Annotated in this window: 12 protein-coding genes; 9 read left to right on the plus strand and 3 right to left on the minus strand. The window is 49.7% G+C overall.

Features of this window, described 5'->3' with window-relative positions; genetic code table 11:
- Positions 1-3: 3 nt before the first annotated feature.
- Positions 4-2,502, minus strand: a complete 2,499-nt coding sequence (locus BLR73_RS11115) for a glutaminase family protein (RefSeq protein WP_091862063.1) — start codon at positions 2,500-2,502, stop codon at positions 4-6.
- A gap of 154 nt (positions 2,503-2,656) precedes the next feature.
- Here BLR73_RS11115 and BLR73_RS11120 point away from each other — a divergent pair, with 154 nt between their 5' ends.
- The 7 genes from BLR73_RS11120 to priA all read left to right on the plus strand — a co-directional run bounded on the left by BLR73_RS11120 (position 2,657) and on the right by priA (position 11,462).
- Entirely contained in the window at positions 2,657-3,595 is a 939-nt protein-coding gene (locus tag BLR73_RS11120; RefSeq protein ID WP_091862066.1) for a PorP/SprF family type IX secretion system membrane protein, read from the plus strand.
- A 16-nt stretch (positions 3,596-3,611) separates the two neighbouring features.
- Positions 3,612-5,048, plus strand: a complete 1,437-nt coding sequence (locus BLR73_RS11125) for a T9SS ring complex lipoprotein PorK/GldK (protein ID WP_013063609.1) — start codon at positions 3,612-3,614, stop codon at positions 5,046-5,048.
- A 20-nt stretch (positions 5,049-5,068) separates the two neighbouring features.
- Positions 5,069-5,833 carry a type IX secretion system motor protein PorL/GldL gene (gene gldL, locus BLR73_RS11130; protein WP_091862070.1) on the plus strand — a complete coding sequence of 255 codons (765 nt, stop codon included), beginning with the start codon at positions 5,069-5,071 and terminating at the stop codon, positions 5,831-5,833.
- Positions 5,834-5,838: 5 nt separating this feature from the next.
- Complete coding sequence (gldM, locus tag BLR73_RS11135) at positions 5,839-7,398, plus strand: type IX secretion system motor protein PorM/GldM (protein WP_091862072.1); 1,560 nt, start codon at positions 5,839-5,841, stop codon at positions 7,396-7,398.
- 17 nt (positions 7,399-7,415) lie between these two features.
- On the plus strand, positions 7,416-8,471 hold the full coding sequence (gene gldN, locus BLR73_RS11140) for a type IX secretion system ring subunit PorN/GldN (RefSeq protein WP_091862075.1): 1,056 nt from the start codon (positions 7,416-7,418) through the stop codon (positions 8,469-8,471).
- 117 nt (positions 8,472-8,588) lie between these two features.
- Entirely contained in the window at positions 8,589-9,203 is a 615-nt protein-coding gene (locus BLR73_RS11145; RefSeq protein ID WP_091862078.1) for a porin family protein, read from the plus strand.
- 3 nt (positions 9,204-9,206) lie between these two features.
- Positions 9,207-11,462, plus strand: a complete 2,256-nt coding sequence (gene priA, locus BLR73_RS11150) for a replication restart helicase PriA (RefSeq protein ID WP_091862081.1) — start codon at positions 9,207-9,209, stop codon at positions 11,460-11,462.
- 9 nt (positions 11,463-11,471) lie between these two features.
- On the opposite strand, the gene BLR73_RS11155 is transcribed toward priA, so the two are convergent.
- Together BLR73_RS11155 and BLR73_RS11160 are read right to left on the minus strand one after the other, a co-directional pair.
- Positions 11,472-13,082, minus strand: a complete 1,611-nt coding sequence (locus BLR73_RS11155; protein ID WP_091862084.1) for a TonB-dependent receptor — start codon at positions 13,080-13,082, stop codon at positions 11,472-11,474.
- A gap of 175 nt (positions 13,083-13,257) precedes the next feature.
- On the minus strand, positions 13,258-15,309 hold the full coding sequence (locus BLR73_RS11160; RefSeq protein ID WP_091862087.1) for an HD family phosphohydrolase: 2,052 nt from the start codon (positions 15,307-15,309) through the stop codon (positions 13,258-13,260).
- Positions 15,310-15,395: 86 nt separating this feature from the next.
- Here BLR73_RS11160 and gltX point away from each other — a divergent pair, with 86 nt between their 5' ends.
- Both gltX and BLR73_RS11170 read left to right on the plus strand, forming a co-directional pair.
- A complete protein-coding gene (gltX, locus tag BLR73_RS11165) occupies positions 15,396-16,913 on the plus strand; it encodes a glutamate--tRNA ligase (RefSeq protein ID WP_091862090.1) in 1,518 nt (505 codons plus the stop codon).
- The gene (locus tag BLR73_RS11170; protein ID WP_091862092.1) at positions 16,913-18,181 is read left to right on the plus strand and encodes a 3-deoxy-D-manno-octulosonic acid transferase; all 1,269 of its coding nucleotides are present in this window, start codon (positions 16,913-16,915) and stop codon (positions 18,179-18,181) included. Before gltX ends, BLR73_RS11170 begins: the two co-directional genes overlap by 1 nt.

Here is an 18,181-nt window from a genome sequence, read left to right on the forward strand (position 1 = left end):
ATATTACTTAACTAACAATCTCATCCAATAACCACCAATAACCGAGCGAGCTTTGAACCCAACCATCATTCCGGTCTTTGTCTCGTGCCAGTCGCTGATAGGCACGCGCGACTGCGTCTCGTCTATATATTTGTAGATAGGTTCCACAAACTTCAGGAAGGTATCCTTATCGTTGGCCATCGCTGCACTCCACATAATCCAGTCGGTCTTAGTATAGTCCTTACGGATGTCGAGTGGCAGACCGTAGGTGTTCTGCTGCTTCAGGTAGTAGCTTACCTCGCGCTGCATCACCTCATCGCCAAACAGGTTGGTGTTCCACAGTTTGTCCCAGATCATATTGTACTTCTGACTCCAAGTGTTCTGGCGGTCGAATGCCAACTTGTAGTGATCGCCCTCACGAGCATCGGCCTCCCATTTCTTGGCCATCTGGCGGGCACGGTTCATATAGCGCTCGGATGTAGCGGCATCGCCTTTCATGCGGGCCATCAGCGCATAGCCTGCTACGCCCATGATAGCTTTAACCGAAAGGTTACAGTTGTGTGGCCAGTGGCCAGCAAAGTCGTCGGTACACAACTGGTTCGATGGGTCCTGTCCGTTCTCTACCAGATAGTCGGTCCACTGGGTAAGAATGTCCCAGTAAGGCTTTACGTAATCGATGTTACCATCCTGGATGCAGAGCTGTGCAGCCAGAGTCAGCATGTTACCTGCCTCTTCGATAGGCATGTCGCCACCATATACCTGTCCGTTGGCAATGGGGTAGGTGCCCAGGTCGTGAGCAGCAAAGGGCTTGGTCCAGCGACCAGAGCGACTATACTCAAAAATACTGGTCATCATGGCTTTCTGCAACTCAGGGTTGTAAGCCAGGAAGAGTGGTGCCGAAGGATAGGTAAGATCCACGGTGTTTACGCAACCGTTAGAGTTGTTCTCCTTCGAGAAGTACAGCAGATGTCCCTCGTTGTCCTCGAACAGCTTATGTGCTGCCAGCACGTGGCGATAAGAGCCAGAGAGAATCTCGGCATAGTGCGCATTACCTACCTTCAGGGCATCGTCGTAAATCTGCTTATCCATGGCGCGGCAACGCTCCATAATGCTCTTGTAATTACGGTTCAGCTTATTGAAAGCGTCGAAGATATCCACCTTGCCACCATGTGCCCAGTAGGCCTTGTAGCGCTGGTACATATACTCGATATCCTCAACCTCGTCGTAGCCAATCAGCGAGAACGATGCCTGTGGCTGTTGGTCAACCTTACCAAAGTTATGAACATAGGCCAGTACTGGGGTGTCGTTTTGCTTGTAAGCACGCACCAGCTGCTGACCGCAGTTCAGGTCGCCCTTGGCCATAAAGCCGTTGATAATGTTGTTGTAGCTGTCGAGTGATACCTTGCCGTTGAAGTCGGCTACATACAGATAACCCCAATCTATGCCGATGCCATCGCCTTTCTTGGCCAGGATGGGCTGATCGATAGTACCTGTCTTAAGATACTTCACACCATTCACTGAAACCACTGTCGACTCTGTGGGCTGATGAGGCTTGTTGGTTGCAATCTGTGGACTTGCCAACAATGCAAACTGCACGTCGTGCTTCTTGCGGTCTAAGCTCTTTACCTGATACGAAACATACGAAACGGGGGTAGAGAGCAGGTCGAGATCATCAATCAGCATAGGCGATGTGAACACCACATCCAATGCTACCGGACCGCAGGTAAATGTGTAGTAGGTTGAAGTGGCCATCACGTCGACGCTCTTCTGTACAGCCGTCTTAACCGAGGTTGCCTCGATACCGATGTTGGCATACAATCCAAAGTCGGCATAGGCACCGCCCGCATTATTGTATACGTGCAGAGCCATCACGTTGCGTCCCTCGTGCAGCAGCTGCTTCTGCTGGGCATTCAGGTGTACCGACTCATTGAATACGGCATCCATACGACCTGTTGCCACCTGTGTGCCGTTGATATACAACTCGCAGGCATCATCGTGTGAGTACAAGGCATAGAGGTCGCCTTTCAAATCCTCGGCTGTCAGGTTAATCTCACGACGGATATAGATATCACTATGTTCCTTGCTCCAACCAGTGTGGATGTTGTCGCCGGCATTACCAAATGCTGCGCGGCCAGTCTGCCAGCCATTGGCCTTGAGGTCGGGCTTCTGCCAGCCATCAGTCTGCTTGTTCTCGGTGTACTGACCCTCCCAGGCTGCTTCGTCGCTCATGGGGGCGAGCGCCTTCAGCACCTTATGCTCCTTGTCGCCCATAAAGCGATAGGTGGTGCCATCTACACGAAGCAATCCTTCCAAAGGTTTCTCGTCGCCTGTCCAAAGACGTGTGTTGCCTTCGGTTAACTTGTCGTAGGGCGACCAGATTGAAAAATAGGGATCGTTAACCACAATGGGTACTGCAGGGAGTCGGAGCGCTGTTTGTTTGTAGGGTTTAAACAGTTCTGTTTGTGCAAAGGCACAGGTAACGGCTAATGCCATACCTAATAAGGTAGTAAGTTTCTTTTGCATACTAAGTTTTTAATTTTTGTGTTAAATAAAATAAGTCGGTTGCAAAAATACTGCTTTTCGCCCAATTGCGAGGTTAATTATCGGTTATTTATCACTTAAAAATGTTAAACGCCTCCAAACACAATAAACAGCGCGGAAATACGTTTTATAATATGTGAAACGTATCATTATCGCAATAGTAGGGCTGTGGATTGTGGCTGCAACGGTGCGGGCGCAATACGATGTTTCCTTTGCTCATTACTGGGCAATGGAGCCGTCGTTTAACCCTGCAGCTGTGGGTAAGGAGGCTAAGCTGAATGTGACTGGGGCCTATGGGCTGCAGCTGGCAGGCTTTGAGCACAACCCTAAAACCATGTATGCGGCTGCCGATATGCAACTGTATGGCTTGGGTACCTATCATGGCGTTGGTGTTCAGCTGCTGAACGATGATATCGGATTGTTCTCGCACAAACGTCTGGCTGTGCAGTATGCCTACCAGCGACGGGTGGTGAAAGGCAAGTTGAGCGTAGGTGTGCAGTTGGGTATGCTGGGCGAGACGTTTGATGGCAGCAAGGCTGAAATGCCCGAGGATGGCAGTGACCCCATACTATCGAGCTCGTCGATAAACGGTTCGGGACTTGATGTGTCGGCAGGCATCTATTATCAGGCACTTAACTGGTACATGGGAGCATCGGTTCTGCACTTGAACAACCCGGTGGTAGCATTGGGCGAAACCAGCGAACTGAGTATTGATGCAACATATTATTTTACCGCAGGATACAATATTCAGCTAAATCATCCGTTTTTTAAAATACAGACCTCTGTGTTAGGACGCACCGATGGGGTGGCCTGGCGGGCCGATGTAACAGGGCGCGTAAGGTACGAACACGATAAAAAGATGTTGTACGCAGGCCTTTCGTATAGTCCTACCAACTCAGTAACGGTGCTGGTAGGTGGCCGATGGCACGGCATACATCTGGGCTACAGCTACGAGTGCTATACCAGCGCCATTAACGTGGGTAACGGCAGTCATGAACTGTTTGTGGGCTACGAGACAGAGTTGAATCTGTATAAAAAGGGCAGAAATCTGCATAAGAGCGTAAGATTACTATAGTAAATAAGATATATATATGAAGAAACTGATAGGACTATGCACCGTTGCGGCACTGATGCTTACTAGCTGTTTTGGCGGTAAGCTGATGACAGCCAATGGCGGTGAGGTGACAGGTACCAGTGGCAGGGCTTTTACCGAACCTACGCCCTACGGTATGGTGCTGGTTAAGCGTGGCCATGTGAAAATGGGTATTGAGAACCAGGATTCGCTGTGGGGTAAGAAAACACCCGTACGCGATATCTCGGTAGATGGATTCTGGATGGACGAGACCGAGGTTACCAACTCGAAGTATCGCCAGTTTGTGAATTATGTACGCGACTCTATCCTGCGCGAGCGTCTTTCAGAGATTGACGAAACCTACAAGACGGTAAAGACCGACCGTGAAGGTAACGAGATTTCGACCGTACTGAATTGGAAGAAACCACTGCCACGCCGCCCCAGCGAAGATGAGCAGGAGATTATCGATGCCATGTACGTAACCAATCCCGTAACAGGCGATAAAATGCTGGATTTCCGACAGCTTAACTACCGCTACGAGGTGTACGACTATACCGCCGCAGCCCTGCGTCGTAACCGACTGAACCCCCAGGAGCGCAACCTGAATACCGACCTGACAGTTGATCCCGACGAGCAGGTGTGGATATCGAAAGATACAGCCTATGTGGATGACGAGGGGCGTATTGTCCGCGAGAGTATCAATCGTCCGCTTTCGGGACCGTGGGATTTCCTGAATACCTATATCGTAAACGTATTCCCCGACACCACGTGCTGGGTAAACGATTTCCCCAATGCTGATAACGAGATGTATCTGCGTTACTATTTCTCGAATCCCGCTTACAACGATTACCCCGTGGTGGGTGTTACCTGGGAGCAGGCCAATGCTTACTGTGCCTGGCGTACTGAGTATCTGCTGAAAGGCTTAGGTCCCGCAGCCCGTTATGTGCAGCGTTACCGCTTGCCAACCGAGGCAGAGTGGGAGTATGCCGCCCGTGGCAAGGATCAGAACGAGTTCCCATGGGATAACGAAGATGTGGCCAGTGGCAAGGGTTGTTTTTATGCCAACTTTAAGCCCGATAATGGCAACTATACCAAGGATGGCAATCTGATTACCAGTAGGGTGGGCATCTATTCGGCCAACTCGAATGGACTTTACGATATGGCAGGTAATGTGGCCGAGTGGACCAGCACCATCTATACCGAGGCAGGTGTTGAGGCAATGAACGATATCAACCCCACACTGAAGTACAACGCTGCTCAGGAGGATCCCTATCGCCTGAAGCGTAAGAGTGTGCGTGGTGGTTCGTGGAAGGATCCCGAGTCGTATATTCGTTCGGCCTGGCGTACAGCTGAGTATCAGAACCAGCCCCGTTCGTATATTGGATTCCGCTGTGTGCGCAGTCTGGCCAATTCAACCAGCGAGCGCGCCAAAAGCACAAAAGGTAAGAGAAAGTAAACACTAAATACGCAATAGTTATGACGATATACAGCAAATATAATGTAATTTACCGCTTGCAGAAGTGGATGGACAGTGTGCCAGGACAGACGTTCCTGAACTACGCCTACTCGTGGGGCGCAGCAATCGTTATCTTAGGTACGCTGTTTAAGCTTACCCACCTGAAGGGCGCCGATTTCTTCTTGTTCCTTGGTATGGGTACCGAGGTGCTGGTTTTTTTCCTTTCGGCCTTCGATCGTCCGTTCGACAAGACTACCGATGGTATGGTGCTGGATACCCACGTGAACGTGAATGGTGAAGCGCCCGTTGCAAGTAAAGGCGGCAGCGCAACTGTAGTAGGTGGCAATGGTGGAACCATCATCATTAATGGTAATGGTGGCAGCTACACAGGCTCATCGACCAATTCACCGTCGACACCCAGCGCCCAGCCGGCAGCTGTTCAGTCGGCAGTTGCAGTCCAGCCGATATCTGTTTCGGCTCATCCCGAGCTGGATGCTGCTACATCTACCTACGTAGAGGAACTGAAGCATCTGACTGAGACCCTCTCGAAGGTATCGGCCCAGAACGAGAAGCTGGCTCACGACTCTGAGGAGATGGAGAACCTGAACCGCACGCTAACTGGCATCTGCAAGGTTTACGAGATGCAGTTGAAGAGTGCCAGCGCCCAGATTGGTACGATCGATGATATTAACGAACAAACCAAGAAGATGGCCGCCCAGATAGCAGAACTGAATAAGATTTATAGCCGTATGATTGAGGCAATGACGGCTAAGATGAACGCATAACGACTATGGCAATCAAGAAAAGACCCGTTTCTCCACGTCAGAGGATGATTAACCTGATGTACGTTGTCCTGATGGCGATGTTGGCACTTAACGTTTCGAACGAGGTGCTCAACGGTTTTTCGATTGTGGAGGAAAGTCTGAACCGCACTACAGGTAACTCCGCCAAGGAGAACCTGGCCATCTACAAAACCTTTGAGCAGCAGCTGAAAGCTAACCCGCAGAAAACCCGCGAGTGGTACGACAAAGCCCAGCAGGTGCGCCAGATGAGCGACTCGTTGTATAACTTTGCTGCCAGTCTGAAGCAGGCCATCGTGGTTGAGGCCGATGGCAAGGATGGCGATGTCACTAATATCCGCAATAAGGAGGATCAGGAGCCTGCTAACTACGTGATGCTCTCGCCTACCAACGGACAGGGACAGAAACTGTACAAGGCTATCAACAGTTTCCGTGAGCGTATGCTGACGATGGTAACTGATGAGAAACAGCGACAGATTATAGCCAGCAATCTTACTACCCAGGTGCCCAAGCGTGCTATGGGTAAGAACTGGGCCGAATATATGTTTGAGTCGATGCCCGCTGCGGCTGCCGTTACGCTGCTGTCGAAACTGCAGAGTGATGTGCGCTATGCCGAGGGCGAGGTTCTGCATACTCTGGTACAGAACATCGACGTGAAGGATGTTCGTGTAAACCTGTTGGATGCCTTTGTGATTCCCAACTCAAAAACGATTGTTCGTGGCGACCGTTTCTCGGCCCGTATCGTGATGGCTGCTGTTGATACCACCCAGGTACCCGATATCTTTATCGGCGGACAGAAGGTAAACCTTCAGAACGGACTGTACGAAACCGTGTGTGGCAAGACTGGCGACTTTACGCTGAAGGGCTATATGGAGATGGTGAATGGTAATGGCGACCGCATACGCCGTGAGTTTACACAGGACTACACCGTAGTTGAGCCCAGCGCTACTGTATCGGCCGACCTGATGAACATGCTTTATGCAGGTTATGCCAACCCCATCAGCATCAGTGTGCCAGGTGTGCCGCTGAATAAGATTCAGGCCTCGATGACCAATGGTACGTTGCAGAGCGTGGGGCCTGGCAAGTACATTGCACGTCCAGCAAAGATAGGACAGAACGCTGTGATTACCGTTACCAGCACCAATACCGGTCATGCCCAGCAGATGGGGCAGTACACCTTCCGTGTCAGGAAATTGCCCGATCCTACACCTTATATAGCGATGAAGGATGAGCATGGCAATCCCGCCCGATACAAGGGTGGAGCCTTGAGCAAGGGACAGCTGGTGGCTGTAGAACATCTGGGTGCTGCTATCGACGATGGCATACTGGATATTGCATTCCGTGTGCAGAGCTTCGAAACGGTGTTCTTCGACAATATGGGTAACGCCGTGCCGATGGCATCGGATGGTGCACAGTTTTCGGCTCGTCAGAAGGATACCTTCCGCAAGCTGGCTCGTAATCGCCGATTCTATATTTCGAGGGTAACGGTAACCGGTCCCGATGGATTAACCCGCACCCTGACTAACCCCATGGAAGTGATTGTAAAATAAATAAGGTATAAGATAGTATGAAGAGATTATTGTTCATATCAACCCTCGTGCTGATGGTGAGTGCAGCAGTGGCTCAGCCACCACAGCGCCGTGCCGAGCAGCAGACTCAGCAGCAAGCCAAGCAGAATTCAGCATCTTCGGCTATGTCGATGCGCGCACAGATATCATTCCCCACAGCTGTAGAGATGCCCGAAGAGGTGGTGTGGCGTCGCGATATCTATCGTGAGATTTCGTTGGAAGACGATGCCAATGGCGGACTCTACTATCCTGTGGAGCCTCAGGGCAAACAGTTGAACTTGTTTACCTATATCTTCAAATTGGCACTTAACGGCTATATCCCCGTGTATGAGTATCCTACCGATGGCAGTGATGTGTTTACCGATGCCACCAAGGCCGATATGAAGGCCCTACTGGATAACTACCACATTTATTACGAGGAAAAGGATGGTAAGATACGTGTGGATAACAGCGATATCCCTTCGGCGATGGTGAAGAAGTTCTATCTGAAGGAGAGTGCCTATTACGATCAGGCCAACTCTTCGTTCCATATCAAGGTGCAGGCCTTGTGTCCCATTATGATGGACGAGTTTGGTGGCGAGGCAACGCAGTACCCCTTGTTCTGGGTGAAATACAGTGACTTGGAACCCTACCTGAACCGTCAGACAGTGATGGCCAGCAGTATGAACAATGCCGCTACCGTATCGATGGACGACTTCTTTACGCTCAATATGTATCGTGGCAAAATCTATAAAACCAACAATGCACAGGGTAAAACACTGCTGCAGTTGTGCGGTGGCGATGAGGCTAAGATGACTGCCGAACAGAAACGTATCGAAGCTGAACTGGAAGGTTTTAAGAAAACGATTTTTGGCGATCCTGCCAAGCGCGACTCATTGGATAGCATAGCTGCTTTGAAGGATACCAAGGCCGATAAGAAGGTGAAGGCTGCCAAGAACAAACCCGCCGCAACCAAGGGCGTAAAGGTGGCTAAGCAGAAGAGTGCCAAGACCGAGAAATCGAGTGGCAGTAGCAACAGTGGTGCCCGCGTGTCGGTACGTCGACAGCGTCACTAACTAGTCAAAATACAAGGGAATAATCGAAAAAAAACGGTTATTCCCTTTTCGATTCCAACTTTTTTCGTAACTTTGCGCCGTGGAATGATTCAATAACATTAATAATTGGTATAAGTTATGAAGAAATTTTTTACTTTAGTAGTGCTGCTGGCAACAATGACTGTTGCTGCTCAGGCACAGGTGAAGTTTGGTGTTAAGGGTGGCCTTAACCTGACTAATATGAAGTTTGACAATTCGGTCGTTGACAAGTCGAATCAGACAGGTTTCTTTATCGGTCCGACTCTTAATTTTACGCTCCCAGTGGTAGGTCTTGGCATTGATGCATCGGCCTTGTACGATCAGCGTTCGGCTAAGATCGAAGGTTCTGAGGATAAGCTGAAGCAGCAGTCAATCCAGATCCCCATCAACCTGCGTTATGGCTTTGGTCTGGGTAACACCGCCAGCCTCTATATCTTTGCTGGTCCTCAGTTCGGCTTTAATATTGGTGACAAGTCGGCCAATATCGTTGATAATGCCCTGGAGTGGCGTTTGAAGGATTCAAATCTGAGTGCTAACGTGGGTGTAGGTTTGATGCTGTTGAATCATCTGCAGGTATCGGCCAACTATAACATTGCGCTTGGAACAACTGGTGAAACAAACGTTCTCAGTTCGACTACATCAACTGTTGCTAATCTTGTTACTGGCAAAACCAAGGCTAATGCTTGGCAGCTTTCGGTTGCTTACTTCTTCTAAGGGGTGAGTTACGCGGATATCATATTACCTGTTCCGTTAACAGGACTTTTTACCTACGCCGTGCCTGATGGCATGAGCGTAGGTATTGGTATGCGCGTACTGGTAACTTTCGGGCGTAGCAAAACCTACTTGGGTATTGTGGCCCGATTGCACCATGAAAAACCGAAAGATTATCAGGTGAAGCCCATCAGCCAGGTGATGGATGCCACACCTATCATTACCGATAACCAGCTGAAGCTGTGGCAGTGGATAGCCGACTACTATATGTCGCCCATTGGCGAGGTGTATAAGGCAGCACTCCCATCGGGACTGAAAGCCGAGGATGGTTATCGTCCACGTACCGAACTCTACATCCAGCTGTCGCCTAAGTTCCGCAGCGAGCAGGCCCTGCACGTGGCTATTGATATGCTGCAGCGTGCTCCCAAGCAGCTCAAGGCTTTCCTGGATTATCTGGAACTCTCGGGTTGGGACCAGTTAGGACAGACCGAAGAACAGTTCGAGATAACCCGCGACGAGTTGATTAACCAGGGACACACCTTGCAGTCGGTAAACGCCTTGGTGCAGCGAGGTGTGTTGGAAACTTATGATAAAGAGGTGGGGCGATTGAATTTTGGTGGCGATCCGCATCCTGAACATATCAAACCGCTGAGCGATGTACAGCAGGAAGCGTTTAACCAGATACAGTTCTCGTTTCTGCAGAAAAACGTGACGCTGCTGCATGGTGTTACCTCGAGCGGTAAAACCGAGATTTATATCCACCTGATACAGCAGGCATTGGATAAGCATCAGCAGGTGCTCTATCTGTTGCCCGAAATAGCGCTTACCGTGCAGATGATGCAACGCCTGCAGCGAGTGTTTGGTAATCGCCTGGGCATCTATCACAGTAAATACTCGGATGCCGAGCGTGTGGAAATATGGCAGAAACAGCTTTCGAAGCATTCCTATGATGTGATTCTGGGTGCGCGCAGTGCCGTGCTGCTGCCTTTCCAGAACTTAGGACTGATTATTGTGGATGAGGAGCATGTAACCTCGTATAAACAGCAGGACCCTGCACCGCGTTATCATGCCCGTTCGGCAGCTATCATGCTGGCACAGATGTATGGCGCCAAAACGTTATTGGGTACTGCCACACCATCGCTCGAGACCTACCATAATGCCAAAACAGGTAAGTATGGTTTGGTAGAGCTTTTCCAACGTTATAAAGGTATTCAGCTGCCTGATATCCAGGTGGTGGATATCAAGGACCTGCAGCATCGTAAGATGATGAACGGTGCGTTCTCACCTTTGTTGTTGGCGAAGACCCGCGAGGCATTGGAGCGAGGCGAGCAGGTGATTTACTTCCAGAACCGTCGTGGCTATGCACCCATGATAGAGTGTAAGCAATGTGGCTGGGTGCCCCATTGTCAGCATTGTGATGTGTCGCTGACGTTGCATCGCAACATGAATCAGCTTACCTGTCACTACTGCGGCTACACCTACCAGGTACCCACTGAGTGCCCGGCCTGTGGCGGGCATGATCTGATAACCAAGGGATATGGCACCGAGAAGATTGAAGACCAGTTGCGTGATATCTTCCCTGAGGCCCGTATTGCCCGTATGGACCTTGATACCACCCGTACCCGTAATGCCTACGAACGTATCATCAGCGATTTCTCGGCAGGGCGTACCAATCTGTTGATAGGTACCCAGATGATATCCAAGGGCTTGGATTTTGATAAGGTGTCGGTAGTAGGCATTCTGAATGCCGACAACATGCTGAACTATCCCGATTTCCGTGCTTACGAGCAGGCTTATATGATGATGGCTCAGGTGGCAGGTCGTGCCGGTCGCAAGGGCAAGCAGGGTTTGGTAATCCTACAAACCAAATCGCCTACGCTGCCAGTTATCCAACAGGTAGTGCAGAACGATTATGCCGGATTATACCGTTCGCTGATTGCCGAACGCCAGCATTTCCATTATCCGCCTTATTATCGCTTAATCTATGTTTACCTGAAACACCGCTCGGATGCAGTGGTTGAGTCGGCAGGTATTGAGATGGGTAGCAGATTGCGCCAGTGGTTCTCGGCCCGTGTGTTAGGTCCTGACAAGCCTGCCATCGCTAAAGTTAAGTCGCTCTCTATTCGTAAGTTGGTGCTTAAGTTAGAACCAGGCATCGGTATGGCCGACGTTCGTAAATATTTAGCGCTTGCCCAGCAGCAGATGCTACAAGACAAGCGCTATTCGTCGCTCCAGATCTACTTCGATGTAGATCCGCAATAATCGTTCTTTTTAGAGATTCAGCTCACAGCCGATACCCAGTACGCGGTTGGTACGGGTGAACGAGTCGCTCATACCAGAGAGTGGGGGATAGTCGTTACGATTGTAATCGTCGTAGTTGGTCTGGAAGTAGGCAGCTTTCAAGGTAATCTTGTCGCTGGCCTTGTAGTTGAAACCAAGTCCGAAGCTGTAGCTGTTGGTTACAAACGACATATCGTTCATGTAGTCATCAGTAAGACCATAGCGTGTTACCTGACCTCCTGCTGAGATGGTGAGTTTGTCGCTCAGATCCCATTCTACACCTGCCAGATACTCGTTTGAGTCGTGGTCGAGCAGTTTCTGGGCATTGTTATACCATGAAGCGTCTTTGTCGAAATAATGGTGATAGCCTAAGTTAATACGGATATCCTCAACAGGGCTCCACATGGCACCTACTGTCAGCAGAGCAGGAACATCTTCATTCACCTCTTCGCCATCGCGGAACTTGTTGACTGCAGCAATCTCGCTGGCTTCATTCACCGTTGATTCGTTTTTCATGCGAATCTGTGTCTTGAACTCGTATTTGGCAGCAAAGTTGAAATTGCCAAACGTATAGTCAACGCTGACGATAGGAGCGATGCCTACACTCGACTGGTTGCAAAGCAGGTTCACACCCTCGGCATATTTCGACAGAGTGGCCAACTGACCTGAGCTCTGTTGAAGCTGTGACAAACCAGCTGTCAGCGATGCCTGTGCCTGCTTGAGCTGATCGGTCATCATGCCTGCCTGTTCAACCTTGCTGAGCAGTGCCAGATGCTGCTGAGCCACAGCAGCATTCTGTTGTGCCTGAGCAGGAACATTGGGCAGGAAATTGCTAAAATCCACATAGCCGCCCTGTGTGCCTACCATGATGTTGCTGATCTTGGCTTTATAAGTGGCTGTACCATAGAGCACGCGCAAACCTCCGTAAACAGCGAGGTTCTTATTAATCTTGTAGGCCGTACCCAACTGGAAACCGAAGTAATACTGGCGTCCCTGCATATAGCCGTTCATGTCATAGCCATTCACACCATAGGTATTGATAGCGTTGGGGGCAGCCTGTCCCATCATGGCATAGAGGGGGGTGAGCTGTGAGGTGAGACCATTGAGCTGAGTGGCCATGCCATCAAGCGTCATGAAACTGCTGGCGATGTTACCAACTACGCTCTCGAACGAACCCAGACCGTCCTGGAACTCACAGGCACCGCCGCCCCCAGGAACCGAGAAGTTGAACTGCACACTCCAGTTGCCCTTGTTGTAGGCTGCCTGGATTGAGGGCAGGAAGGGGGCGTCGGCCACACCTTCGAAAGTCTTGGTGGTCTGACCTCCGTTCTTTCTTCCTAATGCAAAGAATGGACTGGTACTCTCGATGGTACGGGTTTGATGGGCATACTGCCAGTTGAAACCGAGGTGGAAACCTTCGGGCATGAAGGCTACACCGGCGGGGTTACTGTATACTCCATCAAGACCGATGGCTGCATCTCGCGCAGGATTGCGCAAAAAGTCGATACTCTGATTGGTGTTGGTTAAGATGCCACCAGCTGTGGCTGTTGTTGTAGCTGCTGTCAGCATCAGGCTGGCCAGCAAGACATTCATCTTTTTCATAATTTAAACACTTTTTTTCAAAATCGGCTGCAAAGGTATAGTGAATGTTTCAAAATCTTATGTTTACGCACACAAAGTTAACGTTGTTTAACGAAAATTGCACACAAACCTGCACAAATGTGCAAAAGTGTGCAGGTTTTTGCACACTTTTGGGTGGTTTTGTGCATAAATGGATTTACTTTTTCAGCTCAGGATAGCTCAAACGGGTGTGATAGATGGTCTTCAGCTTCTCTATCAGCACGGTTTTGGCATAGGCAATATCACGGAAGGTGATGGGGCACTCCTTAAAGTAACCCTCGGCCACCTGAGCATCAATCAGTCTGTTAACCAGTTCGCGAATCGACTTTTCGGTGTAGTCGGGCAGCGAGCGCGAGGCGGCTTCTACGGTGTCGGCCATCATCAGGATGGCCTGCTCCTTAGTAAACGGATTAGGCCCTGGGTAGGTAAACAGCAGGTCGTCGACATCGTCGTTGGGGTGAGCATTCTTATATTGTACGTAGAAGTACTTGGTTTTTCCCTGTCCGTGGTGGGTGGTAATAAATTCCTTGATCACATCGGGCAGGTTGTACTTGTCGGCCAGTTTGGTTCCCTCGGTAACATGACTGATAATCATCTGGGCGCTGTCTATCGGATTCATTTTCTCGTGTGGATTCACGCCAGACTGATTCTCTGTGAAATAGATAGGATTAACAATCTTACCGATATCATGATACAGTGCACCAGTACGTACCAACTGACTCTTGGCACCAATCTTGTTGGCAATCTCGGCAGCCAGGTTACCTACCTGAATAGAGTGCTGGAAGGTGCCTGGGGCAACCTCGCTCATCTTGCGCAGTACAGCCTTGTTCATATCCGATAGCTCAATCAGCGTAATGTTGGATGTAAAACCGAATGCTTTCTCGATAACATAGAGCAAGGGGTATGAGCAGAATAGTAGTACACCGTTGATAATCAGGTAGTTGTATTCGCTATAACTGATTTTTGATATGTCGTTGATGCGAATCCAGTCGAGTGCCAGGTTGGTCAGGATGCCTGCAACCGTAACCGATACGGCAGTCCAGAACAGCTGCGAGCGACTGGACAGTTCGCGCAGCGAGAAGATGGCTACCAATCCGGCTACCAGTTCAACGGCCACGAACTCCAGCGGGTACTGCAGGAAGCAGGCGCAGGTGAGCACCATGGTGGCATGAGCCATGAAGGCTGTTCGCGAATCCATAAACACACGGATGAAGATAGGCACCATGGCAAACGGAACGATGTAAACGTGCAGCACACTATGTTCTACCATTGCGGATGCAATAATCGTAAACAGCACGATGAGTGCATACAACATGGTGGTAGATCGTACTTTCTCAAAGTAATCTTTTCTGAACAGGGTAAGGAAGATGGTAAAGCAAGTAATCAGGATGGCTGTGTACAGCAACTGGCCCATGATGTTCAGACGAATCTTCTCCTGGTCCACATTCTGGCGCTCCATCTCCTTCTGGAACGATAGCAGTTTATTGTAGGTCTTGCCGTCAACGATATCACCACGGTCGATAATCTTCTCACCTCGCTGTACCAGTCCGCTGGCCAGTGGAATACTGTTCTGCAGGTCGTTCAAGCTGGCCTCACTACGTTCCTTGTCGTAGGTGAGGTTGGGAGTGATATAATCATTCAGGTTGCATTTCTGCAGCACCTCGCGATGCTTGGCAAGTGTCTGATCCTGAAATAGTTGTTCGTAGGCTGATACCACCGAGTATACATGGCTGATTTGTGAGCTGGTGGCGTTCTTACCGCTGACGATACGTACAAATCGAGAGGTGTCCTTACTGATTTTGGCATACTCGGAATTGCTCATGATACCCTGCTCATACAGACGGTGCAGACGGTTTGAGATAATGCTGATGTAATCGTTATGCAGTCCGGGGATGCCGTTTGAGTAGTCTTTCGAGAACTGGCGTACCTGTTTGCCCACAATCTCGCTGTTCATGATGTAATACGGCTCGTATTGCTTCATGATGCTGTCGCGCTCGGCCCTCACGGCTTCGTCACTCTTGTAGATGGGGAAGTCGAATGGCGCTTTCAGGTCGGTATATATCCAAGGTCGGCCTTTTTCGATCTTGAAATTGTGCTGACTGCTGCGTGGCATCATCCATACGATGATGGCAACAGTTATGATGATCAGACCCAAACGAATGAGAAAATCACGCCAAGTTAGGTCGTTTTTAATGTTAAAACTACTCATTTCTACGTATTTTATGCAATTATGGTGCAAAAATACGAAAAAACTCTCAATTTTTTTGTAACTTTGCACACAAATTTTAATTGATTATGTCAGAAAGAAGAGTTAGAGTACGTTTTGCACCCAGTCCAACGGGTGCTTTGCACATTGGTGGTGTGCGCACAGCATTGTATAACTACCTGTTTGCCAAGCAGCATGGTGGCGATCTGGTTTTCCGTATCGAGGATACCGATAGTAACCGTTTCGTACCTGGTGCCGAGGAGTATATCATCGAGTCGTTCAAGTGGCTCGGTATCAAGTTTGATGAAGGTGTTAGCTTTGGTGGCGACAAGGGTCCTTATCGCCAGAGCGAACGTCGTGATATTTACAAGAAATATGTTCAGCAGTTGCTGGATGCCGATAAGGCTTATATTGCTTTCGATACGCCAGAGGAGTTGGAGGCTAAGCGTGCTGAGATTCAGAACTTCCAGTACGATTGTCATACCCGCAGTCAGATGCGTAACTCGCTGACCATGCCTAAGGAAGAGGTTGAGAAGCTGATTGCCGAGGGTAAACAGTATGTGGTTCGCTTCAAGGTTGAGGCTGGTCAGGAGATCCTGGTTAACGACCTGATTCGTGGCGAGGTACGTGTTAAGAGCGATATCTGTGATGATAAGGTGCTTTATAAGAGTGCCGACCAGCTGCCTACCTATCATCTGGCTAACATCGTTGACGACCATCTGATGGAAATCTCGCATGTCATCCGTGGTGAGGAGTGGTTGCCATCTGCTCCATTGCACGTCATGTTGTATCGTGCTTTCGGTTGGGAGGACACCATGCCTCAGTTTGCTCACCTGCCATTGCTGCTCAAGCCCGATGGTAAGGGTAAACTGTCGAAGCGTGACGGCGACCGTCTGGGATTCCCTGTATTCCCACTGCTGTGGAAGGATCCTAAGAGTGGTGAGACTTCTCGCGGTTATCGTGAGGATGGTTACTTCCCCGAGGCTGTTATCAACTTCCTGGCTCTGCTGGGATGGAATCCTGGAACCGAGCAGGAAATCTTCTCACTCGATGAGCTGGTTCCTCTGTTCGATATCTCTAAGTGCTCTAAGGCTGGTGCCAAGTTCGCCTTCGAGAAGGCTGTTTGGTTCAACCACGAGTATATTCTGAAGAAGAGCAACGAGGAGATTGCAGCTCTCTTCGAGCCTATCGTTAAGGAGCACTGTCCTAACGAGACCTCAGAGCGCATCCTCAAGGTTACCGAGATGATGAAGGATCGTGTATCGTTTGTTCACGAGATGTGGCCACTTTGCTCGTTCTTCTTCGAGGCTCCTACAGCCTACGATGAGAAGACTGCTAAGAAGCGCTGGAAGGAAGATAGTGCTCAGGTGATGACCGAACTGATTGGTGTGCTTGAGGGTATCGACGACTTCTCGCTCGAGAATCAGGAGCAGATTGTACATGCTTGGGTTGAGCAGAAGGAGTATAAGCTGGGTAATGTAATGAACGCATGGCGACTCACTCTCGTTGGCGAGGGTAAGGGTCCTGGCATGTTCGATATCTCTGCCTTCTTGGGTAAGGAGGAGACCATCGCCAGAATGAAACGTGCGATTGAGGTATTAGGCTGATGTATAATCTCGTAATATATATGTATCTTCTTGGAGTGGCTATTTATAGCTGCTTCAATGAGAAGGTACGTAAAATGTGGCGTGGCGAGCGCGAGGCATTCAAGATTCTACGCGAAAAGGTAGATCCGAATGCCAAGTACGTGTGGTTCCATGCTGCCTCGCTGGGTGAGTTTGAGCAGGGACGCCCCTTGATGGAGCAGCTGCGCAAGGATCATCCTGAATACAAGATTCTGCTCACATTCTTCTCGCCCTCAGGTTATGAGGTGCGTAAGAACTACGAGGGTGCTGATATCATCACCTATCTGCCACTCGACACCATCACCAACGCACGTCGTTTCCTGCGTACCGTACGTCCTGTGATGGCTTTCTTCATCAAGTACGAGTTCTGGTACAACTACCTGCATATTCTGAAGCATCGTGGTGTGCCTGTTTATAGTGTGTCGAGTATCTTCCGTCCTGAGCAGGTGTTCTTTAAGTGGTACGGTCGTCAGTACGGTCGTGTGCTTAATTGCTTCACTCATTTCTTTGTGCAGAACGAGATCAGCAAGGAACTGCTGGCCAAGATTGGTATCACCGATACTACTGTGGTGGGTGATACCCGTTTCGATCGTGTGCTGCAGATTAAAGAGGCTGCCAAGCAACTGCCTATCGTTGAGTCGTTTGTGAAAGATGCTCCTCAGGTATTCGTGGCTGGTTCGTCATGGCCTCCCGATGAGGAGATTTTCATTAAATACTTCTTAGACAAGCTAAGCGGCAAAGCCGAGCGTAATGAGCATAAGAACTGGAAACTGATTATAGCCCCTCATGTGATTGGCGAGGATCATCTCAAGCAGATTGAGAAACTGCTCGAGGGCCGCAAGGTAATCCGTTACACCGAGGCAGAGAAAATGGTCAATGGTCAATTGTCAATGGTCAATGACTACGAAGTTCTTATCATCAACTGCTTCGGCTTGCTGTCGAGCATCTATCACTATGGCAATGTGGCTTATGTCGGTGGAGGCTTTGGTGTTGGTATCCACAACCTGTTGGAGGCTGCTGTTTGGGATGTGCCCGTATTCTTCGGACCTAACAATCAGAAGTTCCAGGAGGCTCAGGGACTGAAGACCAGCGGTGGCTTTGAGATTAGCAGCTACGAGGACTTTGCTGCACAGATGGATCGCTTTGCTGCCGATGACGCTTACCTGCAGGAGCAGGGCCAGAAGGCTGGTCATTTTGTAAAGGGCCAGTCGGGTGCCACGCAGAAGGTGCTCTCGTCTGTCGCTCTGTAA

The sequence above is a fragment of the Prevotella sp. khp1 genome, assembly GCF_900102205.1.
Classification (GTDB): Bacteria; Bacteroidota; Bacteroidia; order Bacteroidales; family Bacteroidaceae; genus Prevotella; species Prevotella ruminicola.